Source organism: Chryseobacterium gambrini, from assembly GCF_027920505.1.
GTDB classification, from domain to species: Bacteria; Bacteroidota; Bacteroidia; order Flavobacteriales; family Weeksellaceae; genus Chryseobacterium; species Chryseobacterium gambrini.
Map to the genome: position 1 here is coordinate 1339640 of NZ_CP115857.1, position 25108 is coordinate 1364747.

A 25108-nucleotide genomic window follows, 5' to 3' on the forward strand; every position below is an offset into this window, starting at 1 on the left:
TTATAGTTTGTGAGAAAAATTTAATACAATAAACTCTGCAGGACGTACTAATGCTACTTCAATTTTTACATCCATGATGTTTGTTCCTCCGGATTTTACCTCAACTTTGTAAGCTTCTTTGGGAGAGTTTCCCGCCAATGCTCCGTCTATCCATTGCTGATTAAGAAAATTCTCAATCATTGCTTTTGCTCTTAACCATGTATGAATGACATGAGGCTGATTGATAAATTTTTCGTTAAGCGCTATGCTTATTGACTGTTTAAGCATGTTATAATAACGGCGTACGTGGATGTATTTCCACTCGTTATCTTTTTCATCTTCTTTTTTATCTTTTCCATCCAGCGTTCTGGCTCCCCAAACCAAGGTTCCTTTTCCTGTGAAGCTTCTGATAGCGTTGATTGATTTTCCTTCATCATCAATGTTTAAACCGGATTGTTCTTCGTCGGAAATTTTTTCAGTCGGAGCTGTTACGTAATTTAAGCTTACATTGGCGGGCGCTTTCCAGACTCCTCTTGTATTGTCTATTCTTCCGTAAACTCCTGCTATTGCAGATGATGGAGGCAAAACTACTTTCAGAGATTTCAGTAATTCTTTTATCTGATTGTATAATGAAGAATTTGCTGTTTTCAGGGACTCTAATGTTACACCATTGGCAATTCCAACGGGCTGATTATGAGTATCGAGGTGAGAAACAGGAGTTATTTTTTCATCAAAATGATAATTTAGAACCGTTTTCAGATGAGGAAAATAAGCTGCCGCATAACTTGAGGAATTTACTGTATTTCTGAAACTCTCTACCGCAGTAAGATTTCCTATTTTTGTAGTGGAATTTCCGTAGTAGGTATCTAATAGGGCAAACATATTTTTGGATTCTCCTGCAGATTCGGCTTTAGCAATTGTGGTATTATATAATTCATGAAAGTCATTTGGAGAATTTAATGATACGGCATCCGGGAAAATAAGAAGAAGTGGCTCTTTTATATTATTGATTAAATTTAACCCTGATTCCAAAAGATATTTTTCCACCTGTGCTGCATTGTAATCTCCCACAGAAACGATGTAGCAAGCACCGCCTCCATTAGCAAAATACATTTGTAAGGAATGATACATTAAAAATTTTGCCTTTGGTTCTAAAACTGTTATTCCTGCATCAGTATCTTTTAATGTAATACTTTCCATTTTTGCGCTCCCGAATTTTTTCTCAAAATCCAGAAGAGAGCTGATCTTTGATGGCTTATAATCAGGTACGCTAGTATCATTGTCTTCGGAAGGCTTTCGTTCGGTATATCCTATGAATACAGGTACAGCAGTTTCTACCAATGCAATGGAGTTGGGAAGTTTTGGCAGTTCTTCAATAGAGACACCGGGTGTCGTCGGATTTGGTATGTTCATAAATTTTAAATTAAAGGGTTATTTGTTTTCTGATATTATTTAACCGTAATATCCTTGATATCAACATCATTAATAAGCTGAACATCAGAAGCATTTTTAGCTCCAATCTTAACCACACTTACTTTATACATTACGGAAGGAATGATCTTTCCGCCCAATAAACCCCAGATGTAACTTAGCTGCTCAAAGGGAACGGCGTACATTTCTGTTCTGAAAGTAAAATTGCTTTCTCCGATACCGGTTGCAACGTATTCCAATACATTTTTTGAACGAAGAACCTCAATAACTTTTGAAATGTTTATTAAAGCACTGTCATAATCCGTCATATTGGCTGTAACCATTACGAAAAGATTTACATACGCCGAAGGACTTTCCATTTTTGTAACATTGGATGTATTTTTTACATATCTTGAGATATTTTTCATGGTAGATTCCTCCTGAACGTTCAGTAAGGTAATCACCACTTTATTATCAAGTCCCGCAGCTCCGTCTTCATGCTTTGCGATGTCGTTAACAACAACATCTGCTAAACCGGCAGAATGCAACTCATTTTTTAAAACTGTTAATACTTCTTTTATCATAATTTTTGTTCTTTAGTATTATGGTGCAAACATACAATCAGCCCGACTTAAAAAACGAATATTTTGGGGGTTCCATCCTGTCTTTGCAGTAAATGCTTTTTTTGAATTTTTATTTAATTCAAAAAACAAATCAACATAAATTAATGACAATCAAACAATTAACACACACTACATTTAACAAAAATTTATCCTGATCTAAGGCTTGTGAAATAAACACTGTTAACTGAAGATGATTTTAAGGAATAAAAAATGATTTTTTTAAGTATAATGTTGTGAGATTCTCTTTTGATTTTTTTATCCGCTCAATATTTTTTCCAATTATCAATATCTGAAAAGATCTGATCCCGAAATCTGATCAGATTTCATCCTTTTCTGAATTAAAAAATTTATCGTTTTTATTATCAGAACAAAAGTTTATGATCTACTGCAAAGACAGAACAGCGAGGTCTTATTATTCGTCAGACGGTTTTTCTTCCTCTAATTTTGACCCCATAATTTAAACTTTAATCACAATGAATATTAAAACTCTTTTTGGCAAGCGCAATGAAATCATTGGCGGCCATTTTAATGAATTAAGATCAAAACTGGGTATGGCAAATCAGGACGAAGAAGTTGTTTTTTCTGTAAGAGAAGAAATCTGTAACGCCTGTCCTTTGAAAAACGGAAACAACTGCAATACCCAAAAATGGATTCATCCTCAGACTCTGGAAGTTTCAGATGCTCCGAAAGACGGCTTCATAAGAGGTTGCGGATGCAGACTGAGTGCAAAACAGAGATCCAAATACAGCCTTTGTCCTGCAGGTTTCTGGGGTGGAGAATTTGACAAGAAATAGGCATTTTACGGTAATTCCACCATTGTATAACCCAAATTTATTTAATGTGAAGCAAGATCATATCATTCAGAAAGTTTTTATTGAAATTACGGTAAATAATAAAGAAAAAGGACTGAGTATAAAAGATGATATCAACAGTTTTCTGTCGATGGATGTGTTTCCGAAAATAGAGAAATACCTCAGTACTTTTGAACACAGATTAGAAGACCACATTTTGCAGATCCCTAAACTGGAATTGAATCTGGATGTAAAAAGCAGCGCATTAAATTCTGATCTGAAAGATAAAATTGCCCAAGTTTTCGAAGAGAAATTATCTGAGGTTACAAACCCTGTTTTAAATTCAGATGAGTTTACAGCAAATAATTCTGAAGCGTATCTGGTGACCAATCAGGAAAAAATTCTTCAAAGCTTTATTTATTTTTTGGAAAGAGGAAGTATGCCATGGTGGAATTCTGATAAAAAAAGTCTTTCTCTGCTTGAGCCAAAGGTATTTAACGCCATTATTCAGGCTGAAAATTTTCAAAGCTGCATTCTTCCTGTTTTTTCTAAAAGAAATGTACAGGAAAGAATCATTCATCAGCTTTCTGACGGACAAATTGCCCAATTATGCAATGTTATTTTAAAAGATAAAGCAAAAATCAATTTAGAATCTGAGATTACACAGTTGATCTCAAAGCAGGATCAGATGAACAGAATCATTGTATGGAGACTGATTTTAAACATTTTGTCGGGACATCTGAAATCTCCGAACATTCATATTGAGGATTATTTTTTAGAAGAAATACTGAAATCTGAGGCTTTATCAAAAGATTTATTTTTTGTGAAAAATCATTTTCATAACCTAAAAACAGTATTAAAGATATTTCCGATCATCAAAGAGGCTGAATTGATTGAAAAAATTGAAGAGACATTCATCAAAAACGATCAAAATACAAAAAAGACAACGAAAAAAAATGAGCAAAATTTTACGGAAATCAATGATGTGGTAATACAGAATGACAAGAATTCTGAACAAAAAGCTGAAGAAATTATTTCTGATGAAGGACAATATGTTCAAAATGCCGGGCTGATTCTGATTCATCCGTTTATGAAAACTTTTTTCGAGCATTGTGATCTTCTGGACAAGAAATCTAATCAGCTTTCAGATCCGGAATTGGGTGCGCATCTGCTTCATTATATTGCTACCGGAAAAATAAATGCTCCTGAATACGACATGCTATTTGAGAAATTTTTGTGCAATATCCCTCTTCATCAATCGATCAACCGACATATTAAGCTTACGCGTAAACACAAAACTCAAGTTAAAAATCTGATAGAAAGTGTTCAGCATAACTGGAGCGCTATGAAAACATCATCTGCAGAATTACTCCGGAATGAATTTTTTCAACGTCCCGGAAAACTGGTTGTCTCCGACCACGACTGCACTCTTACCGTAGAACGAAAAACGCAGGATATTTTACTGGAAAGACTTTCGTGGGGAATCGGTCTTGTGAAGCTTCCGTGGAAGGATAAGTTTATGTTTGTGAACTGGTAAAGAGTTTTTAAATCAAAGTCTGTCAGAACATACAGACTTTGATTTTCCTATTTTTAGAATAAATATAACTTAGGATAAATTTTTGTATTTACTTCCCGATACAAAACTCAGAAATCTATTTATTTACAATACCTTACAAAGATTAAGGTGTACAACTGTTGTACAGTTTTAAAGAAGCTGCGAAATCTTTTATAAAAAATTCCTTCTGAACTTTGATTTTCGTAAAATAAAATCAGTGAACAGTTTAATTGTAATAGAAAAAGATGATTACACCTCCAATTTTGATGTAATAATCAAATTTTAATATTCTTCTGGGAAAATAAATTAATCTTAAAATAGTTTATTTGTTTTTTGTATACCATTTCTTATCCTACTGTAGGTTTCTTTTGTCAGTCCAAGATAGGAAGCAATAAGATGCTGTGGAAACTCCTGAAAAAATTCAGGTCGAGAGTTTTCAAGTTCTTTTATTTTCTGTTTTGCAACTGGAAGACTATTAATATAAATATGTTTTAGAAGTTGTATGGATTTTTTTTCTAAAAGAATTCTGCATATCTCAATAATAAATGGTTCATTGAGAAGGTATTTTTCAGCATCTTCTTGTGTTACTACTAATATCTCAGATCTTCGATACGCTTGAATATAATATGACGAAGGTATGTTTTTTAATATACTTTCATTGTTCCTTATCCAACAGTTCTCTATAAATAGATCAGTAATCTTTTCTTCTCCTTTTTCATCAAGATAGAATTGCTTGAAAGATCCTTTAACAATAAATCCGGTTAGTTTATTTACATCTCCTTCTTGTATAAAAAATTGATTTTTTAATACTGTTCTATGCTTGAATATCTCTTTAATAAGTCTTATTTCTTCTGAATCAATAGGTGAACTCAGCAAGCTATTAAAATATAAAATCAGTTTACTGTACATTTTTTTAATATTTATTTGAGACTTTCCAAATTGTTACTCATTAAACCAAATATGAAATATTTAATGGACTGGGATTTTAGGTGATTTTCGTTTAGTGTAAAATAAATAGAACGGAACTATTTTATGGCTTTAGTAACTCGTTGATTTATTTAAAAATCGTTAAATAAAAATTGTATAATTTGTAAAGTTAAAATTTGTTATTTACTATGATTTTTATTGAAATTAAGTTTATATCTCAAATTAGTTATCGGTAACTCATAAATTTTATAAATTATAATTGAAAATATAAATGTTAGCGACCAATAAAGAAAATAGAAAGTTGGGATAATAATATTGTAATTGGTTGTTAAAATCGTCCAAGGAATATTTTTTAAAATCATAACTTTAATTAATGTCATATGCGTAAGATACATAGAATAGGAAATTAGGCTTATAATAGTGATCGTGTTTCCGATTTTATACTTTGATTTTTTTATATTTGAAAGATAAGGAAGTAATAATAATGTCATCAAAGATGTCAAGCTATATTCTAAAACAATATTATAAAAATTTCCTATGGATGCCGTAATATTAGAATTATATATATAATATATGTTATAAAATTTTTGGAATAGAAAAATTAATATTCCACTTATAAATAACATATGAGAAAATTTGTCCCAATATTTTGAGTAATAATAGTTAATATAAGCTCCTAAAACACCATACATGATACTGTCTAAGCGAAAAATTACTTGATGATGAAAATCTGTATTATCATTATCGAAATACAAATCATACCTTAATAAGGTGACAAATAATAAAATAAACAATGCCGTAAAAAAAATTGAATTTTTAGGTTTTAATTTGAACAAATTAATAAGAATAAATATAATTAGAGGAACGGTGAAATAAAACCATTCTTCAACACTTAGACTCCAAGATTCTGCAAAATAAATACCTGTGGGATAAAATAAATTCTGACAGAAATAATAGTATTTGCTGATCTTTTCAAAAGTAAATGAAGGATCCTGAATGTAGTAACAAATTGTAAGTATTAGCAGAATTAAAAAATAGGTAGGAAGAGTTCTAAACCATCTTTTGATCCAAAAATCTATCAGCGAAGTAAAACTTGGAGTATTTTTTTCTAATTGTCTTATTAGAATACCGCCAATTAAAAAGCCGCTTAGTACAAAAAAGATTGTTACTCCGTCAATTTTTATGTAATCATGAAATTTTATTATTTTTTCTGGAAAAATAAATTTACCATGATCTATAATCACTGTAATAATTGCAAAAAATCTCAGTACATCAAGTCCAAAAATTCTATCGTTTTTTAATTCTTTTGAAAACAGTAAATATAAATTTATCAATTTAAAACTTCTAAAAAACAATTTCATCGTTTATATCTGTATATTATTTTAAAATTGAGTTATTTAAAGCTTTCTAATAGATTAAATATGAAAAAAGATGCAAATCGCAACATTATTTTTATTTAGTACATTAATCGAAGATAATAGGCGTATTCAAAAAACTACGATTACAATTTTTAACAAAGTTTTCAATCATTAGTATCTTTTTTAACAAAAATCGTAATAACTAAGGCATTTTCTAGTTGATATATATTAAAAAAAAATATTGATTAAAGTCAATTTTTAATTCATTTTCCAATAAGATTTTTAGCTTAAATAATGCTTTACAAATGCTTTCCACTAAATAAACAACTGTATAACAATTCATTAAAACAATAAATAACCTTATTGCATATTTTATGAAACATAATTTTGATAAATGCAAATTATAATTGATGGTAATATTAAAATTAAACGGCTTTTAAACTTTATTAACAAACATTATAATTCAATTTCTCTATTAACCTCTACTATCTCTCTAAAATCATCGACACACCCTGCCCTCTCGCAGCACAGATTGATATGAGTCCTCTACCACTTCCTTTCTCATTTAAAAGTTTTGCCAATGTAGCTATAATTCTAGTGCCTGTTGCTGAAAAGGGATGTGCCACAGCAAGGCTGCTTCCCTTAACATTAAGTTTTTCACGATCAATTCTTCCCAAAGCTCTTTCCAGTCCAAATTGTCTGGACAAATCATCATTTTCCCAGATTTTTAATGTTGCCAGAACTTGGGCGGCAAATGCTTCGTGAATCTCATAAAAATCAAAATCTTCTAATCTGATATCCGTCCGTTTTAACATTCTTGCTACCGCGTTGACAGGTGCAAGCAATAAATTATGTTGATTAATGACATATTCTATACCTGCAACTTCAGAAGTTGAAATATATGCCAATATCGGAAGTCCATTAGCTTCTGCCCACGCTTCACTAGCTAGCAAAACAGAAGATGCACCATCTGTGAATGGTGTGGAATTTCCTGCTGTAAGCGTTCCTTTTTCCTTGTCAAATACAGGACGAAGCTTTCCCAGCTTCTCCAAGCTTGTATCTCTGCGGAAATTGTTATCAATATTAAGATCAAGATAAGGTGTGACCATATCATCAAAGAAACCTTCATCATAAGCTTTCACCAGATTATAATGGCTTTTATAAGCAAGTGCATCCTGATCCTGACGGGATATTTTGTAATATTTAGCTGTTATTTCGGTATGTTCCCCCATTACCAAGCCGGTTTCGGGTTCTTTTCCTGCATACGGAATTGGTAGCAGGTCTTTCCAACTGATTTTTGAATAATGTTTGAGCTTTTTGAGCATAACTTTCTCCTGACTTGCTTTCAATAGTATTTTGCGAAGCTTTTCACTGGTTTTAAAAGGAACGTTACTCATCGCTTCAACACCGCAAGCAATCCCACTGTCTATTTGTCCCAGTGCAATTTTGTTGGCAATGTAAATAGCAGATTCTATTCCTGTAGCACACGCTTGTTGTAGATCACAAGCTGGTGTAGCAGGATTCAGCTTTGTCTTCATAACAGATTCTCGGACAAGATTACTTTCCGAAATATGTTTGACTACAGATCCGCTTACTACTTCACCAATTAACTTGCCTTCAAGATTATACCTCTCTACAAGACCATCAAGAGCAGAGACAAGCAAATCTTGATTTTTAGCATCCTTAAACGCAGTATTGTATTTCGCAAATGGAGTACGATTGTATCCCACAATCGCTACTTTTTTTATATTCATAGTATGTTTACATTATATTGTTTTCTTAAATATTCAATGCCCGATTCTCCTTTGCAATCATAAATGCCTCTTTTAAGGTCTCCGAGTATGTAGGATGCGCATATGATATTTTGAAAAGTTCAGAATCGGTTACTTCAAATTCCATAGCTACAACACATTGTGCTATTAGATCTGCCGCTCTTGGTCCTATGATGTGGACGCCAAGAATCTCTCCATATTTAGTTCCGGTAAGGACTTTGGTAAAACCTTCTTTTTCCATAGCCGCTCTTGCTTTGGCATTTGCTGAGAAAGGGAACTTACCTACTTTGTAAGTAATACCGTTCTTTTTTAATTCTTCTTCGGAAAATCCTAAAGAAGCTACTTCAGGCCAGGTATAAACGACACCGGGTATCCTGTCATAGTTAATATGAGGTTTCTGCCCGTTAATAATTTCAGCAACGAAAACACCTTCTTCCTCCGCTTTATGGGCAAGCATAGGTCCTGAAACAACATCTCCTATAGCATAAATGTTCTGAATTTTAGTCTGTAAATGATGATTGGTTTTAATACGACCATTCATATCTGTTTCAATATCAGTATTTTCAAGCCCAAGTCCATTGGTGTAAGGTTTTCTGCCGACAGCCATTAAAATATATTCTGCCTGGATATTATTTTCTTTCAGATTTTCATCGGTGTAAATGACGCTGCCTTTCTCACCTGAAATTTCTGTTCTAAGCAATTTTTTATTGATATGTACTTCAACGCCTTCCTTTTTGAGAATTTTTCTGAGTGTTTTACCGAGTTCTCTGTCCATAGAAGGGATAAGTTCGTCGGCATACTCAATAACGGATACTTTAGTGCCAATTCTGTTAAATATTGAAGCCATCTCAACACCTATTACTCCACCGCCTATAATTATTATATCTTTCGGTTTTTCCTTTAGTGACAATGCTTCCGTAGAAGTTATTATTCTTTTTTATCAATTAAAATATTGGGCAGAGAAGCAGGTTTTGATCCTGTAGCAATAATAAAATAGCTGCTTTTGATCTCTGCCACGGTTTGGCTATCCTTTGTTACTTTAACCACCTCATTATTTAAAAAGTAGGCGGTTCCGGTAAAAACTGTAATTTTATTTTTGGACATCAGAAAGTTTAGACCATTCGTATTCTGCCGCACGACTTGATTTTTCCTTTCAATAAACTGACTAAAATCTAACTTCACATTGTCAAGAGTGATGCCGTGACTCTGAAAATTATTAATTGCCTGAAAATAATGCTCCGAACTGTCCAGAAGTGCTTTGGTAGGAATACATCCTACATTAGTACAAGTCCCTCCCAGTGTATCATATTTTTCAATAATTGCAGTTTTATAACCGAGTTGTGAACTTCTTATAGCAGCAGCATACCCACCTGGTCCGGATCCTATTACAACGACATCAAATTGTTCCATTTCCTATATCTTTTATATGTTAATGATTTTTTTGCGAAAGTTTCTTTTTAATTTTCATCATCAGAAAATCAGGAGTTACGCGCGGAACATTTGACATAAACCAATTCATAAAACCAACAATTTTTTTGCCTTTGCCATATAATAAAAGCTTAACACCGGCTTCTGCAACTACTTCAGGATGTATAGGTTTGCTCGTTTCCAGCATTTTTGATCTGAGCATTTCTTGATTATAAAATCCTGTATCTACCGAACCAGGACAAAGAGCTGTTATCACTACCCCTGTCCCTTCCAGTTCGGAAGCCAAAGTTTCCGTAAAAGCCAGTACAAAACTTTTTGTAGCGGAATACACCGAATAGTAAGGAAAAGGTAAAAATGCCATCAATGAGGCAATATTCATAATTCTGCCGGATTTTCTTGCCACCATATCTTTGGCAAAGAGTTTAGTGAGAACGACAAGACTGGAAATATTCAGGTTAATCATTTTAAGCTCTTCTTCTAGCGGAGTTTCTATAAATTCTCCATAGGTCCCGATTCCTGCATTATTCACAAGACCTGTTACCAGAAGCTTTTCCTGAATCACTTCATTATAAAGTGCAACAGCATTTTCAGGATTTGATAAATCTTTAACTAAATGATGTACAGAAACATGATACGACTTTACAAGTTCTCCCTGTAATTTTTTTAGTTTTTCTTCATTTCTCGCTACAAGAATCAGATTCTTTCCTTTTTCAGCAAGTTGGATAGCCATTTGATAGCCGATTCCGGATGATGCACCGGTAATTAGAATGTATTCTTTCATTGTATTTAAATTTATGTTGGGAGCTCATTTATTTCCTGTCCGTCCTCTGTTTCCAGACTCGGCGGAATCAGTTTATACATAATAAGCGTTACAATTCTTGACAGAATCGTAGAACTGATAAGCCCTCCGATTAATACTATTGCTAAAGGAGCGATTAAGGGATTAGAATTTAGTGCTAATGGAATCAATCCGCATATTGCTGTAAATGAAGTAAGTACTACCGGCAAAAAACGGGTTTCGCCTGCAATGGCTATTGCCTCATCTATCGATTTACCTTCAAGTCTTAGCTGGTTTGTGAAATCAACCAGAAGTAGTGAATTTTTAACCTGAATTCCTGAAAGTCCGATAAATCCTATAATAGCAACCAGCGACATAGGATCGCCGTTAATCATAAGAAGAGTAACACCTCCCAAAACACCCAGCGGAATAATCGAAAGGACAATAATGATTCCTTTAAAAGTTTTGAACTGCAGCAGGAGTACCGCTATAAAAAGAAATGTACTCAGAATGATTACCGAAATAAAGCTTCCTCCCAAAGCATCACCTTCCGATTCTTTTTCACCGGACAATTTGTAGTAATATCCTTTAGGCATCTTCAGCTTATCCAGCTGCGGAACGATATCTACCAACAAATCATTCGCATAATAACCTTTGGCAGTCATTGCTGAGACTTTCGCAAATCTGGATTTATTAAAATGATTAATCGCTGTAGGTGATGTTTCAAAAGTGACTGTTGCAATTTCGTTAAGTGCAACAGGCGCACCCTGCACATTATTGACATATAGATTTCTAAGAACATCCAAATTGGAAAACTTTTCTCTCGGCAATGTAATCGTTACAGTTCTTGCATCACCTCGGTCATCAATATAATCTCCCACCGGAAGTCCAGCTATTGCAAGACGAATTACTTTATCTACTTCACTTGTCAATACACCCAATGTTCTTGCTTTTTCTTTGCTTATTTTTACTTTTATATCGGTTTTATAAGTATTCAGTTCATTGTTGATGTACACGGTTCCTTTCTGCTTACGCAGGATGTTTTCCACTTGCGAAGACAATTTTCTGAGAATAGCCGGATCTTCTCCGAAGAGACGGACTACGATATTCGCCTCAATAGGCGACCCCTGTTCAAAGTCTTTAACTTCCACTTTTGCATAAGGCATCGTTCTGAATTTCTGTCTTAATATTTCAATCAAAGCTGTTTTTGTTTCCGGTTTGGCTTCGTCTTCAAGCTGTACAAAGATCTGTGCAAAATCAGATTTACGGTCTTGTGGATGCACATTGTAATAGATCTGAGGATTTCCTTTTCCCACATTCGATGTAAAATAAATAATCTCTGAATGTTTTTTCAGTTCAGTTTCAACCATCCTCGCTACACGATTACTTTCGGAGATATTAGACTGTAAAGGCGTTTTAATATTAATAAGAAACATCGGCTTTTCAGAAGTCGGAAATAATTTAAATCCTGTAAAACCGAATAAAACAAATGCCAGTGCACTAAGCGCAATAGATATGGCGACGGTAATTTTAGGATACTTCAGAGCTTTCGGCATAATTCCCTTATAGCTGTTGGTAAGGAATTTCTGCAGATACTTGAGAAAAACATTTCCTTCTCCGTGCTCGTGGGTTTTCAGGAATTTGCTTCCCAAAAACGGAACAAGCGTAAGAGCCACCAGCATTGATGCCAAAACACTTGTAATAACCGCCATAGGGAGGCTTCTGATAAATTCTCCTGCTACATCCGGAAGAAATGCCAATGGTAAAAATGCAATAATTAATGTCGCTGTACAGCCTACAACTGCCAGTCCGATCTGTTTTGTACCTTTTAAAACTGCATCTTTTTTAGAATGTCCTTCGCGAAGCCATCTTTCAATATTTTCTACAACAACAATACTGTCGTCCACCAGTAGCCCTAATGCTACTACCAACCCGACAATGCTCAGTTGATTTAAGGAAAATCCTAAAGCGTTCATAGCAATTAATCCCAATGCCAGTGAAAGCGGGATCGAAATCATTACAATTACCGAAGCTCTTGAGCCTAATGGAAGCAAAGTAATTATCACTAAAACAATGGCTAAACCAAAATCAAAACCTAAATGACCAAGGCGTTGGGAAACCATATTAGCCTGATCGAAATTCTTAACGAGTTTTATATTTGGGGGAAGTTCTTCCGAAAATTGTTTAAGAATAGGTTCAAATTCCTTCTGAACATCGGTAATATTAACATTATCTTTCATTCCGGCACTTACCAAAACACATCTGTGACCGTTTATTCGCGTAATGTGATCAACGGTCTGAGATTTATAGCCTACTTTAGCAACATCCTTCATATAGATGATTTTTCCGTTTGCATTATAGATCACTGTATTGGCTACATCTTCATCGTTTTTAAACTTACCGCTTGTCTTCACATTGAAAACTTTGGTTCCCATATCAATACTGCCACCCGGAATATCAGCTGCTTCACTCTGGAGGCTTCCCATTACCACATTCAGAGGAATTCTTAGGTTTGCCAGCTTTTCCAATTGTAAATCTACTCTGATTTCCTGCTCCGGAACGCCTGAGTAGATTACGTTCTTAAGATTAGTAATTTTTTCCAGCCTGGTTTTAAGTTTGTCTGCCTCATCGTGCAGTTTTTTCTCAGAAGCATTTTCTGAAACTAATGCTACCTGAAGAATTTTAACATCTGAAGATGATATTTTTTCTGTCTTAATCTGATAAATGTCTTTGGGAAGTTCGCTGTTTTTTAAAGCATTGATCTCGGTAGAAATCTCCTGATATTTATTATCAACGTCTACTCCATATTTAAATTTAACTTCAAAAGCAGCAACACCATCTTCCACTGTAGTCAGGATCTTATCAATATTTTCCAGTCCGTAGATCTTATTTTCAATAGGTTTTACTACCTGCTCTTCCATATCTTTAGGGCTGGTTCCCGGATAAATTACCGTGATAAGATATTGAGGCGGATGTGTAGACGGATCTTCAGATCTCGGCATTGTAAATAAGGTTAACAACCCGACAACCGCAACGAGAAGAAATATAATCAGTGTAAACTGGTAGTTTTTGACGGCAAAATTTGTAATTTTCATCGTTTCTTAATTGATAATTTTAATGGTTGACTGCTCGTTAAGATAGGCACTATTGGAGATCACGATCTTATCCTCTTTATGAAGCCCGCCACTTACATAGACTTTATCTTTCTCAAATCTGGCAATCGTAATGGGTCTTTTTTTTACTTTGTTGTTTTGCACCACAAAAACAAAAGCGTTATTTCCGTCCGCTTCAATCAGAGAATTGTAAGGTACAGTGATAAAATTTTCGGATTGATCTGTCTTAATCTCAGCTTTTCCAAACATACCTAATGCAGGCTTACTATTATTCAGAATTAGTTTAAGCTCTACCTGAAAAGACCCGAGTGCCATATCGGCGGTCTGTGATTTCCTGAATACAAAAGCATCAAATGTTTTATCGGGATACCCATCCAAAGTAACCACCGCTTTTTGTCCTGTCTTTACAGAAGCCCATTCTGTGTCGGTAAGTCCAACTTTTAATACATAATTATTGTTATTACTTGTTTCATTAATAATTAAAACAGGCGATCCAGGACCAACGATTTCACCTTTATTGGCTGCTTTTTTGGAAACAAATCCATCCGCTGTTGCATAAATTTTTGAATATCTTACGTTGAAGGCAACAGCATCCTTCTGTCTGCGGGCAATATCAAGACCCGTTTTTGTATTCTGAACTTGTTCCAGAGTATAAACACTATCTTTATAGAGATTAGTGGCACGTTTATAGTCGCGTTCGTATTTCTGAACATTAAGGTCTGACTGGTTGAGTCCTGAACGGATTTCCGTTTCGTCAAGAGTCGCCAAAAGCTGACCTTTTCTAAAAAACTGTCCTTCTTCTACAAAGATTCCGCTGACCACTCCGCCAATTTTAAAGGAATATGTAGTTTCATTTTCTGTTGATACCAGACCCGATGCACTGATATTGGAAGCCAGAGCCATTGATCCAACATCCGCTGTTTTTATTGCAATAACATCGGAGGACGAAAATGGTTTCAAATCTTTTTTTTCTTCTTTGCAGGACGTGGCAAGCAATGCCAAAAGCAGAAGAGTTGTTATTTTTTTAGTCATATTGTTGTATTATTTTTCTAGGTTTAGATTAAAAGAAGCATTTGCACGCTCCAGTTCCGCATAAGCAATCCAGGAATTGTAGAGTGCAATATTGGCATTGAGCTGTGTATTGACTACCTGATTCTGAGCATCCAGTAATTCTATATAGATTGCGAGACCCTGTTTGTATAATTTTGTAACATCGTCGTTATACTTTTTAGCCGTTTCTTTCTGTTGATTGTCTGATTGATATTGCTCCAGAGCGGATCTCAGATTATTCTGGGCGACTTCAAACTGCAGGAGCAACTGCTGCTTTACATTATCAATCTGAGAATCTATTTTTTTACGGTCTTCATCTACCTGCTTGAGCTTGTATTTATTTTTGTTACCGGAGAAAATATTCCATTCCAGACTAAGTCCCGCAAAGTAGTAGCGAGAAGATTTGTCTACCCTGAAATCAAAATCCTGAAATCCAAGATCTGCAAATCCTCCCAATTTGGGAAACCAGTTGGATCTTGTAAGCTGATACACGTTTTCATTAATATTTTTTGCTTCTCCAAGCTGTTTTAGTTCCTCCCTGCCAGAAGTATTTTCTGCAATAAGCTCTGTCGGCAATACGATATTCTCATCAATATCAATTTCTGTATCCAGCTTTTGATTTAACAGAAAGTTAAGATAAGATTTAGCGCTTTTACTGGTGTTAATAGCTGTTTCTAGACCGGCTTGTATTCTTGTTACCTCATTATCGCTTCTAAGAACTGCTGTCCGGTTGATTTTATCATTTTTAAAAAGTGACCGGTTTATTCTTTGATTTTCTTTCACAATAGACAAAGCATTTTCGTAAATCCTTATACCTTGTACCGATTGCAGGTATTTGTAATAGGCAATTTTGATATCTTTTACCAGTTCGCGCTGGTAAATTTCTAACTCAATTTTCTGTAATGCTGCCTGCTGTGTTTTGATTTTTTTATTGTAAATGATCTCATAATTCAGCAGCGGCATTGTAGTATGAAGTTTTACATCATAAAAATTATTTGGATTAATTAATACTGACTGATTCTTCAACGACGGAAATGCATTTGAATTGGTGATCTGATTCAATGTGCTGTAAACAGGATTCAGCATATCGCCAATCGGAATATCAATTGTTCTTCCTCCATCCGCTATGGTATAGTTAGCAATTAATCCTACAGAAGGATAGAACATTGATTTAGCCTCCTGTAAAGCAAAAAGACTTTTACTGATGTCGAAGTTTTTCTGTTTTATGACTTCATTATTTTCCAGACCGATCTTAATATACCGATCCAGATTGCTTTGTGAAAATCCGAAAAATCCAAAGCCAGTTAATAGCAAAAATGATAATTTTTTCATTAATTTATACAATGTTTATTTTTTGAACAATGTTCATTTTTTAGCAAAAAAATTTATAGTTTTTCTAAAATGTTTAGAAATTCATTATAACCTTCAGACATAATGGTTTCGGGGCTGCTGAATTTAACGCCTTTTGTTCTCTGACGGATTTCCAGACAGCACATCCCGTGCACCAAGCTCCAGATCATAAAAGATAAAGCCTCAGAATTATTATCTTTAAAATGTCCTTCCAACATACATTCCTCAACTGTTTTTTTAACATAGCCGAATGTTGTATTACCTTCTGACCAAAGGTCATTTTTCTGCATTTCCAGATATTCCATCGGCGCTTTAAGATTAAACATCAAATCATACATCTCAGAATTCTCAATAGCAAACTTCAGATAAACAGATCCCATTTTCCGAAGTCTATCCATTGGATCTTTGATCTCGAAAAGATCTTTGAAGACTTTCCCCAGTTCCTGAAATCCAATAGAATGCAAATCGTGAAATATGGCATTTTTATCTTTAAAATATACATAAACAGTACCTACGCTGTAGTTAATTTCATCTGCTATGTTTCGGATAGTTGTCTGTTCGATACCTTTTTCCACGAAAAGTTTTTTAGCCCCATTAAGGATCAGCAATCTCAGTGCTTCTTTTTCTTTTTGTTTCCTTTCGCTTATACTCATTATAAGATTTTTAGACCACAAATATAAAATATTTTTTTGAACAAAGTTCATTTTCTAAACAATAATATACCGATCGGTATATTATTTCATTATATTTACATTCTTAATATTTATCTACAAAATCATCAGTTATGAAAGAGGTTTTTATAGTGGCAGCGAAAAGGACGCCTATCGGAAGTTTAATGGGAAGTTTATCCGGCTACAGCGCTACCCAACTTGGAGCGTTTGCAATTCAAGATGCATACGAAAGCATACTTGTTAATCCGGAAATTATAGATAGTGTTTATATGGGTAATGTTCTCAGTGCGGGAGTTGGGCAATCACCAGCCAGACAATCTGCGATATTTTCACATATCCCTGAAAGCAGTGATGCAACAACGATCAATAAAGTCTGTGCTTCAGGATTAAAAGCAACAACTATTGGCGCACAACAAATCCAGACCGGAATAGATAATATTGTTGTAACCGGCGGAATGGAAAGCATGAGCAATGTTCCTCATTATTCTTATCTGAGAAAAGGAACCAAATTAGGAAATGCACAGATGACGGACGGAATGACCAAAGACGGCCTTTGGGATGTTTATAATGATTATCATATGGGAAGCGCAGCGGAACTTGGTGTAAAAAAATACGGTCATACCAGACAGCAGCTGGATGAGTATGCTTTACAATCTTACAAAAAGGCGCAGGAGGCAACCTCCACTGGAAAATTTAAAAATGAAATGATAACGATTCCGTTTCAGGGAAAAAAGGAAATCTCTGAATTTTCGGTAGATGAAGATATCTACAAGCTGATTCCTGAAAAGATTTCACAGCTTAAGCCCGTTTTTGAGGAAGATGGTTTCTTAACAGCTGCTAATTCGAGCAATCTTAATGATGGTGCAGCTGCATTGATCTTGGCTTCAGAAGAAGCGGTGCTTAAGCACAATTTAAAGCCGTTGGCAAAAATAGTTTCTTTTGCAGATGCCGCACAGGCTCCGGAATGGTTTACCACATCACCAGCAATTGCAATTGAAAAAGCATTAAAGCAAGCATCTTTATCATTATCTCAGATAGACTATTTTGAAATTAATGAGGCTTATTCGTCCGTTGTTTTATCAAATCAGCTGATTTTAGGATTTGACTTAAACAAAGTAAATATTTACGGTGGTGCCGTTGCATTAGGTCATCCTATTGGAGCTTCAGGAGCCAGAATCATTGTGACTTTGCTTAATGTTCTTATTCAGGAACATGGGAAATACGGAATCGCAGCGATCTGTAATGGAGGCGGCGGCGCTTCGGCGGTTGTTCTGGAAAATCTGATGTAAGATGTAATGCTTTTCTGTTGTATTTTATCCCTTTTTAATTTTCTGTTACATTTAGAAACTGTGAATTCATTAAGGGATAATAAACTTGTAGATAGAAATGTTATTTTATAGTAAATATACTTACAGCAAGATTAGCTATTGTTGGTTCAAGAAAGTTCTTTTGAATTGATTTGCTTCATCAACTGTAAGTATATTTTCATAGGATTAACAGTAACCTGACAGGTAATCGATATATATTAAACTAGATTCACAATATTGAGACTGATCACTCCTGCAGTTCCATTTTTATCTACAACTGTTGTTTGTTTGAGTTATTATATAATTCTGTCACTACTACCCTATTGCATTTCATAGATTCCTTTTAAAGTTTCTTACTACCTCTCTGTTTACTACTGTACAAGAAAAGAATTAATGTACGCTGTTGCTAATTCAGGATATTGAAAATGAGGGGCATGACCTGCTTCCGGAAAGATGATATGCTGAACTGAAGGCGATTTTTTCAGAAGAGGAAACCAGTTTTCTGTAGCAAATGAAATATCATGATCTCCTGATATTACCAGTACCGGAGTTTTTAATGCGGCATAAGACGCTCTGAAATTTTCTTTATCCTCTGCTATGGCTTCATTGGAAGCGAAATAACGTTGGAATACTTCCTGAGTTGATGGCACTTTGCTCCAGTCTGTATGTTCCATGATTCTTCCCATTGAAGCCTGTGCAGCATTTCTGCTTTTCTCAGACTTCGGTTCAAAAAATAAAATAACTGCATCTTCAAAATCGTTAACCGGTTTTAAAGCTCTTTCTAAAAAAACAGGCTCAAAAGGAACTTCATTTTTCCCCATTGGATTAGTCCCGATAAGCACTGTTTTTAAAACTCTCTCTGGATTTAAAAAAGTGACATATTGTGCCACCCAGCCTCCATAAGACCATCCCATAACATTAAAGTTGTTAATTTTTAAAGCATCGGCTAATTTAACTACTCCTGAAGCAACATTTCTGATGTCTAAAGGCAGATCCCCTTCAGAATATCCTATGCCTTCATAATCAAAGGTGATCACCGTATTGTTCTTCGCTAATAGATCTAAAAATAAAGGATCCCAGGTATCTAAAGTCCCTCTAAAACGATTGGTTAAAATAACAGGAGTTCCGACTCCAAACTTTCTGTACGCAATTCTTTTACCGTCAATTAACGCATATTGCGTTTTTGTAGTTACTGCTGTTTCTGTCATGTGAAATTTTGATTTTTGTGAATAAATTCGATTGTTAAATGATAATGTTGTTAAGACTATTAAAGTCAAAAAGCTAATTTTATGCATAGTAAATGGATTTGATTTTAAAAATCTTATGCTCATTGTAGATTGTTTTAAATTATAATTGTATTTTTGCTTGCATATTGCAAGTGTAAATATAAACACAATCACTTTCAATATGCAAGTAATTTAAATATTTTTTTATGCCTCAAACAAAAAAAAGATCCAACTGTTTAATTAGCAATTCATTAGAAATTATCGGAGACAAATGGTCTCTTTTAATTGTGCGTGATTTAATGTTTAAAAAAGAGTGCACTTATGGTGATTTTTCAAAATCAGAGGAAAAAATCGCTACCAATATTTTAGCATCCAGATTGCTTAATTTAGAAGAAAATGGAATCATTACCAAGGAAATACATCCAGAAAACAGAACTAAATTTTTATATAAACTGACTGAAAAAGGAATAAATTTATTTCCATTAATTGTAGAAATAAATTTATGGGCTGAAAAATACTACCCTGTTCCTGAAGAAAGAAAAGAAATGTTAGAGGAGATTCACAAAGACAAAGAGGCTTTTACAAGAATCGGAATGGCCAAACTTAGAGAATAGAAAAATCCCAAATTATTTAAATTTGGGATTCAGTAAGGATGTATCTAATGAGGTTTCGACTTTTAAATATGAAATCCTCCAGTAACTTCAATACGTTGAGCATTAACCCATTTCGATTGCTCAGAGCATAGGAATACGATTACGCCACCGATGTCATCAGGTAATCCAACTCTACCCAAGGCAGTCTGACTGGCTAAATACTCACTAAAATCTTGATTATCTCTTAATGCACCACCTCCAAAATCAGTTGCAATACCTCCTGGCGCTATTGAATTAACTCTAATTTTCTTAGGGCCAAATTCTAATGCTTGATAACGAGTTAGAGCGTCGATTCCCGCTTTCATAATCGCATAAGCAGACCAGTTTGCCAAGGTAAAGCGAGCTAAACCAGTGGATGTATTCACAATACTCCCTCCTTCGTTAATGAACGGAAGTAACTTCTGTGTAAGGAAGAATGGTGCTTTTAGGTGAGTAGTTGCCATTTCATCGTAGGCTTCTTCTGTCGTTTCTTCAATAGAAGCGTAGTAGCCTGTGCCTGCATTATTCACTAAGGCATCAATTTTTGATACACCAAAGTCATTTGCTAAAATACCTGTCAACTCAGTAACAAACCCATCAAAGGAAGCTACTTTTCCTAAATCCAACTGAAGACTTGTTGATCTTCTTCCAAGTGCTTTAATTTCATTGACCACATTTTCTGCCGCTTCTTTATTTGACTGATAAGTGATAATAACATCGAAGCCGTTGTTAGCTAATTGAAGTGCTGAGTCTTTACCAAGTCCACGACTACCGCCTGTTAATAAGACGATTTTATTTGCATTGTTTGCCATTTTTTTATGTTTTAAAATTACAATACAAAGTTGAGCATAATCGGGTGATAAGTATTTGCAATAATCAAAGTGATATTTGTAAAAATCAAACAACTACTCTCTAAAGATCAAAGGCGACTTTTGGTTATGTTTTTTGAAAAAGTTAGAAAAATGAGCCACCTCATCAAAACCCAAGGTATAAGCAATTTCTGAAATATTCCAATGCGTTTGTTTCAATAATGCCTTTGCCTCCTGATTGATTCTGCTGGCAATGATTTCTCCGGTTGTTTTTCCTGTCGTTTCTTTCAGTACTCGATTAAGGTGATTGACGTGAATGCCTAAACTATCTGCATATTCTTTGGGAGTTTTTAATACCAAAATTTGTGTGGTATTTTCTATCGGAAATTGACGCTCTAAAAGTTCAATAAATAAAGATGTTATTCTGCCCGAAGCAGTTTTAATATTTCCAGCGGGAGCAATTGGCTTTAGTTTTTGACCATTATGGATAAGCTCCATTAAATAATTACGTAACAAATCATACTTGTACTCATAATCCGAGTTGATTTCGAGGTGCATTTTATCAAAAAGCATATTAATTTGCTCAAACTGTTCCTGAGTCAACTGATACACAAAATCACTTTGACTGGAGAAAATAGGAAGATTGTCAATCTCTAATCCAATTTTTGATTTAGCTAAAAATTCCTTAGTAAAAACACAGAAATGCCCCGCTTGATTATTGTCTTGGGGGATGTAGTTATAGGGAATCTTAGGCGTTGCAAACAGAATACCATACTGTGTTACTTCGATGGTTCTATCAGCAAATTCCACTTTGTTTTTGCCAGCAATCAAACTTATCTTGTAATAGGTTCTTGTATTATAAGGCATTTCTGGTTTGCCTTTAGCCACCTTATACATTTCGGCCACATCAAAAACATTAAAATGCCCAATATCCTTATTGATATTAGCACTCAGAATACTATCTAAATCTGGATTATTCTCTCCCAGAATTTCTTCATAAAACTGTTTTATTGTTATTGAGCTCATCGGTATATTTGTAAAATTCAAATATAATCATTTATTACAGGAGTAATCTATTGCGGAGGCTTGTAATTTTATTTTCTAGTAAATAAAAATCCCAAATCTTTTAAGTAAGATTTGGGATTAATAATGTACTAATGCTATTTACGCCTCCAACGAAGCCATGTCAATTACAAAACGATATTTCACATCGCCTTTTTCTAATCTTTCAAAAGCGGTGTTTACCTCTTGAATATTGATGATTTCGCTATCGGCAGTAATGTTGTGTTTGAAGCAGAAATCTAACATTTCTTGTGTTTCGGCAATGCCGCCAATGTTAGAACCTGCAAAACTTCTTCTGCCCATAATTACATTGAATGCACCGATTTCTAAAGGCTGATTTGGTAAACCAACCAACACCACACTACCATCATGGCGAAGTAAATTGAGATAAACATTGACATCATGATTGGCTGAAACAGTATCAATGATAAAGTGTAACTGACGATTGTATTTTGCCATGGCTTCTGCATCTGTAGATAATACAGCATTATCAGCACCAAGTCTTTTCGCATCTTCCACCTTAGCAGGAGATGTGGTAAAAACGGTAACTTCAGCACCCATGGCTTTAGCGATTTTAATGGCTAAATGTCCTAAGCCACCAATTCCTAAAATCCCTACTTTTTTACCTGGGCCAGCATTCCAATGTTTTAAAGGAGAATATACGGTAATTCCTGCACAAAGGAGTGGTGCTGCTGCTGCCAAATTCTCAAATGCTGGCATTTTCAAAACATAACGCTCGTTACAGACGTATGTTTTAGAGAATCCACCAAATGTATGACCTCCAGAAATCTTATCTACACTATTGAATGAATACGTAACTCCCTCATCACAAAACTGCTCCAGCCCATCATTACAATATTCACAATGGTCGCAGCTATCTACAATACAACCAACCGCTGCAAGGTCGCCTACTTTAAAGTTTTTCACGTGGCTACCTACTGCTGTTACTTTACCTACAATTTCGTGTCCTGGTACAATGGGCGGTGGAAATGGACCAAAATCACCTTTGATTTGATGTAAATCACTGTGGCAAATACCACAGTACAAGATCTCAAATGCTACATCGTGTGGCTGGACGGCTCTGCGTTGTATTGTTATTTCGTGCAGAGGCTCTTCTATGGCTGTTGTGCCGTATGCTTTTACTGGTTGAGTAGTCATATTTGTGTGCTTTAATTGTTTATCTAATCATTGTTGAAAACCATTTGATAGTGGCTGGGTCTCTGTGACTGAAAAATAGGCTATTTTGGGTGTCTAATGTTGCGATAGTCTCTATATCTTCGGAAGAAAGTTCAAAGTCAAAAACGCTTATATTTTCAATCAATCGTTCTTTTCTTACCGATTTTGGTATGACAACTACACCTCTTTGTATCAACCAACGAAGCACCACTTGGGCAATAGATTTATTGTATTTACGACCAATGCCTTTCAATAATTCATTATTGAATAAATTATTTCTTCCTTCAGCAAAGGAAGCCCAACTTTCCATCTGAACTTTATTTTCCGATAAAAATTTATGGTCGTCTGCACGCTGATAAAATGGATGGGCTTCTATTTGATTGACAGCAGGCGTTATCTCGTTGTTTACAATAAGATCCATTACTCTATCTGGGTAAAAATTACAAACACCAATAGCCTTAATTTTACCTGATTGATACAATTCTTCCATTGCCCTCCAAGAACCGTGCACATCTCCATAAGGCTGATGAATTAAATACAAATCCAAGTAATCCAATTGTAACTTGTTGAGGGAGATTTCAAAGGCCTTTTTGGTTTGCTCATAGCCCATATCAGAAATCCAGAGCTTGGTTGTAACAAACAGTTCCTCTCTGTTTATACCACTTTCTTTGATGGCTGCCCCAACAGCCTCTTCGTTGCGGTAAGATGCAGCAGTATCAATCAAACGATAGCCTACTTCAATAGCATCTACCACCGTTTTTTTACATTCCTCAAATTGTGGAATTTGGAATACACCCAAACCCAGAGTTGGCATTTCAACCCCATTGTTTAAGATTACATTTTTCATTTTTGAGCTTTTTAATTTTGTTCGCTGGGAAGTATTTCGTTTAAACAATTGATAGCATTCAGCGTTCTCGGATAACCAACGTAAGGCAACAGTTGGGTCATCACATTAATTAAATCTTGTCTGCTATTCCCCACATTTGCATTGCCTTGAATATGGCCTTTGATTTGGCTTTCTGTTCCGCCCAAAGCAATTAGAAAAGAAAGTGTTACCATCTCTCTTGTTTGTATGTTCAAACCATTTCTTGTAATGTAATCACCAAAGCAATTGGCAGATAAATATCGCTGAATGTGCAATAAATCTTTTGGTGAGTTTTTGTACATACCCTCAATTTTATCGCCTACAACTTCTTTTTGTTTTGCATAACCTTTTTCAAAACGGGTTTCAGGTGTGGTAGTCGCTTGACTTTCTAAAGGCAATGCAATATTTCTTTCTTTAAAAATTTCATTGGTAGCATAAATGAAGTCTATCACTTTGGCAATGCCCACATAAGGAACAGCTTGATATAAAACTTCTTTTATCTCAACAGGTGTTACACCTACATTCAAAGCTGCATTTGTAAACATTTTGTATTCCGTAAGAGATTGCGAAGCGATGTTAGAAGCCATAATTAATAATGTGCGTAGTTTAACATCCATTTTATCGTGGCTTATCACTTCATCAAAAGCGAAATTGTCAAATACTTCAATCAAATCAGGGTCGGTTTCTTTGGCTTTGGAAATGTATTCGGGCCACAATTGCTCGTGGTTCATTATGGCTTTTGCGGATAGATTATTTTCTACTTCGTAAACGGGTGCTTTGAAGCTGTTGTAATCGGTATCTGAAACAGGCTCAAACCATTCTGTTTTATCTTTGTCGTATTCCGTGATCATTGCAATATGTCGCATTTGGCTTTGATGTGAAGCACCGTGCCAATGTTTCACGCCTTTTGGTATTTTTACAACATCACCCTTTTGTATCAATTGAATAGGTTTTCCAACTTCCTGATAGTAACCTAATCCTTCTATAACAAATAAAATTTGTCCGCTGGTGTGGCTGTGCCAGTTTGTTCTTGCTTTGGGTTCAAAGGTTACAGTACCTATGTTGGCATTGTAGCCTTCATCGGGCTTTACATTTATATTCACCCAAACTGTTCCGGTGAACCATTCTTTTGGGGCTGCGTCTCCTTTGTCTAAAAAGAGTGTAGGTAAATCCTCTTGTGTCTTTTCTATATTTTGTAACATTACTGATACGTGTTTGTTAGATGA

At 34.9% G+C, this 25108-nt stretch carries 20 protein-coding genes and 1 pseudogene; 4 read left to right on the forward strand and 17 right to left on the reverse strand.

The genetic code is table 11. The features are described 5' to 3' along the window. Both PFY09_RS05905 and PFY09_RS05910 read right to left on the reverse strand, forming a co-directional pair. Window positions 1-1392, reverse strand: a complete 1392-nt coding sequence (locus PFY09_RS05905; RefSeq protein WP_271161781.1) for a phage tail sheath family protein — start codon at window positions 1390-1392, stop codon at window positions 1-3. Between the two features lie 35 nt (window positions 1393-1427). Next, window positions 1428-1973, reverse strand: a complete 546-nt coding sequence (locus PFY09_RS05910; RefSeq protein ID WP_076394807.1) for a DUF4255 domain-containing protein — start codon at window positions 1971-1973, stop codon at window positions 1428-1430. A gap of 512 nt (window positions 1974-2485) precedes the next feature. On the opposite strand from PFY09_RS05910, the gene PFY09_RS05915 reads away from it, so the two are divergent. Together PFY09_RS05915 and PFY09_RS05920 are read left to right on the forward strand one after the other, a co-directional pair. Further along, on the forward strand, window positions 2486-2806 hold the full coding sequence (locus PFY09_RS05915; RefSeq protein ID WP_087711267.1) for a hypothetical protein: 321 nt from the start codon (window positions 2486-2488) through the stop codon (window positions 2804-2806). 46 nt (window positions 2807-2852) lie between these two features. Further along, entirely contained in the window at window positions 2853-4340 is a 1488-nt protein-coding gene (locus PFY09_RS05920; RefSeq protein WP_271161782.1) for a contractile injection system tape measure protein, read from the forward strand. A 330-nt stretch (window positions 4341-4670) separates the two neighbouring features. On the opposite strand, the gene PFY09_RS05925 is transcribed toward PFY09_RS05920, so the two are convergent. The 9 genes and pseudogenes from PFY09_RS05925 to PFY09_RS05965 form a co-directional block, all read right to left on the reverse strand. Then, complete coding sequence (locus PFY09_RS05925) at window positions 4671-5267, reverse strand: Crp/Fnr family transcriptional regulator (protein ID WP_271161783.1); 597 nt, start codon at window positions 5265-5267, stop codon at window positions 4671-4673. A 197-nt stretch (window positions 5268-5464) separates the two neighbouring features. Next, a complete protein-coding gene (locus PFY09_RS05930) occupies window positions 5465-6646 on the reverse strand; it encodes an acyltransferase family protein (RefSeq protein ID WP_271161784.1) in 1182 nt (393 codons plus the stop codon). Window positions 6647-7128: 482 nt separating this feature from the next. Continuing rightward, window positions 7129-8397 carry an acetyl-CoA C-acetyltransferase gene (locus PFY09_RS05935; protein ID WP_271161785.1) on the reverse strand — a complete coding sequence of 423 codons (1269 nt, stop codon included), beginning with the start codon at window positions 8395-8397 and terminating at the stop codon, window positions 7129-7131. Window positions 8398-8422: 25 nt separating this feature from the next. Continuing rightward, a pseudogene (lpdA, locus tag PFY09_RS05940) lies at window positions 8423-9825 on the reverse strand (dihydrolipoyl dehydrogenase). Window positions 9826-9844: 19 nt separating this feature from the next. Beyond that, a complete protein-coding gene (locus PFY09_RS05945; protein WP_271161786.1) occupies window positions 9845-10624 on the reverse strand; it encodes an SDR family NAD(P)-dependent oxidoreductase in 780 nt (259 codons plus the stop codon). An 11-nt stretch (window positions 10625-10635) separates the two neighbouring features. Continuing rightward, window positions 10636-13716: an efflux RND transporter permease subunit gene (locus PFY09_RS05950; protein WP_271161787.1), complete on the reverse strand. Its 3081-nt coding sequence runs from the start codon at window positions 13714-13716 to the stop codon at window positions 10636-10638. Between the two features lie 6 nt (window positions 13717-13722). Continuing rightward, window positions 13723-14766, reverse strand: a complete 1044-nt coding sequence (locus PFY09_RS05955; RefSeq protein WP_271161788.1) for an efflux RND transporter periplasmic adaptor subunit — start codon at window positions 14764-14766, stop codon at window positions 13723-13725. A 9-nt stretch (window positions 14767-14775) separates the two neighbouring features. Next, complete coding sequence (locus tag PFY09_RS05960; protein WP_271161789.1) at window positions 14776-16116, reverse strand: TolC family protein; 1341 nt, start codon at window positions 16114-16116, stop codon at window positions 14776-14778. 53 nt (window positions 16117-16169) lie between these two features. Then, a complete protein-coding gene (locus tag PFY09_RS05965) occupies window positions 16170-16787 on the reverse strand; it encodes a TetR/AcrR family transcriptional regulator (protein WP_271161790.1) in 618 nt (205 codons plus the stop codon). Between the two features lie 131 nt (window positions 16788-16918). Here PFY09_RS05965 and PFY09_RS05970 point away from each other — a divergent pair, with 131 nt between their 5' ends. Next, window positions 16919-18094 carry an acetyl-CoA C-acyltransferase gene (locus PFY09_RS05970; protein WP_271161791.1) on the forward strand — a complete coding sequence of 392 codons (1176 nt, stop codon included), beginning with the start codon at window positions 16919-16921 and terminating at the stop codon, window positions 18092-18094. Window positions 18095-18483: 389 nt separating this feature from the next. Here PFY09_RS05970 and PFY09_RS05975 read toward each other — a convergent pair whose 3' ends face one another. After that, the gene (locus PFY09_RS05975) at window positions 18484-19320 is read right to left on the reverse strand and encodes an alpha/beta fold hydrolase (RefSeq protein WP_271161792.1); all 837 of its coding nucleotides are present in this window, start codon (window positions 19318-19320) and stop codon (window positions 18484-18486) included. A gap of 224 nt (window positions 19321-19544) precedes the next feature. Here PFY09_RS05975 and PFY09_RS05980 point away from each other — a divergent pair, with 224 nt between their 5' ends. Then, on the forward strand, window positions 19545-19952 hold the full coding sequence (locus PFY09_RS05980) for a winged helix-turn-helix transcriptional regulator (protein ID WP_271161793.1): 408 nt from the start codon (window positions 19545-19547) through the stop codon (window positions 19950-19952). Between the two features lie 62 nt (window positions 19953-20014). Here the strand turns inward: PFY09_RS05980 and PFY09_RS05985 are convergent, their stop codons facing one another. The 5 genes from PFY09_RS05985 to PFY09_RS06005 all read right to left on the reverse strand — a co-directional run bounded on the left by PFY09_RS05985 (window position 20015) and on the right by PFY09_RS06005 (window position 25084). Further along, window positions 20015-20782 (reverse strand): SDR family NAD(P)-dependent oxidoreductase, encoded by a 768-nt coding sequence (locus PFY09_RS05985; protein WP_271161794.1) that lies wholly within the window; start codon window positions 20780-20782, stop codon window positions 20015-20017. A gap of 93 nt (window positions 20783-20875) precedes the next feature. Beyond that, complete coding sequence (locus PFY09_RS05990; protein ID WP_408640182.1) at window positions 20876-21826, reverse strand: helix-turn-helix domain-containing protein; 951 nt, start codon at window positions 21824-21826, stop codon at window positions 20876-20878. Between the two features lie 117 nt (window positions 21827-21943). After that, window positions 21944-22999, reverse strand: a complete 1056-nt coding sequence (locus tag PFY09_RS05995) for an NAD(P)-dependent alcohol dehydrogenase (protein WP_271161795.1) — start codon at window positions 22997-22999, stop codon at window positions 21944-21946. Between the two features lie 19 nt (window positions 23000-23018). Next, the gene (locus PFY09_RS06000) at window positions 23019-23864 is read right to left on the reverse strand and encodes an aldo/keto reductase (protein WP_271161796.1); all 846 of its coding nucleotides are present in this window, start codon (window positions 23862-23864) and stop codon (window positions 23019-23021) included. Window positions 23865-23875: 11 nt separating this feature from the next. Next, on the reverse strand, window positions 23876-25084 hold the full coding sequence (locus PFY09_RS06005; protein ID WP_271161797.1) for a (R)-mandelonitrile lyase: 1209 nt from the start codon (window positions 25082-25084) through the stop codon (window positions 23876-23878). Window positions 25085-25108: the final 24 nt, after the last annotated feature.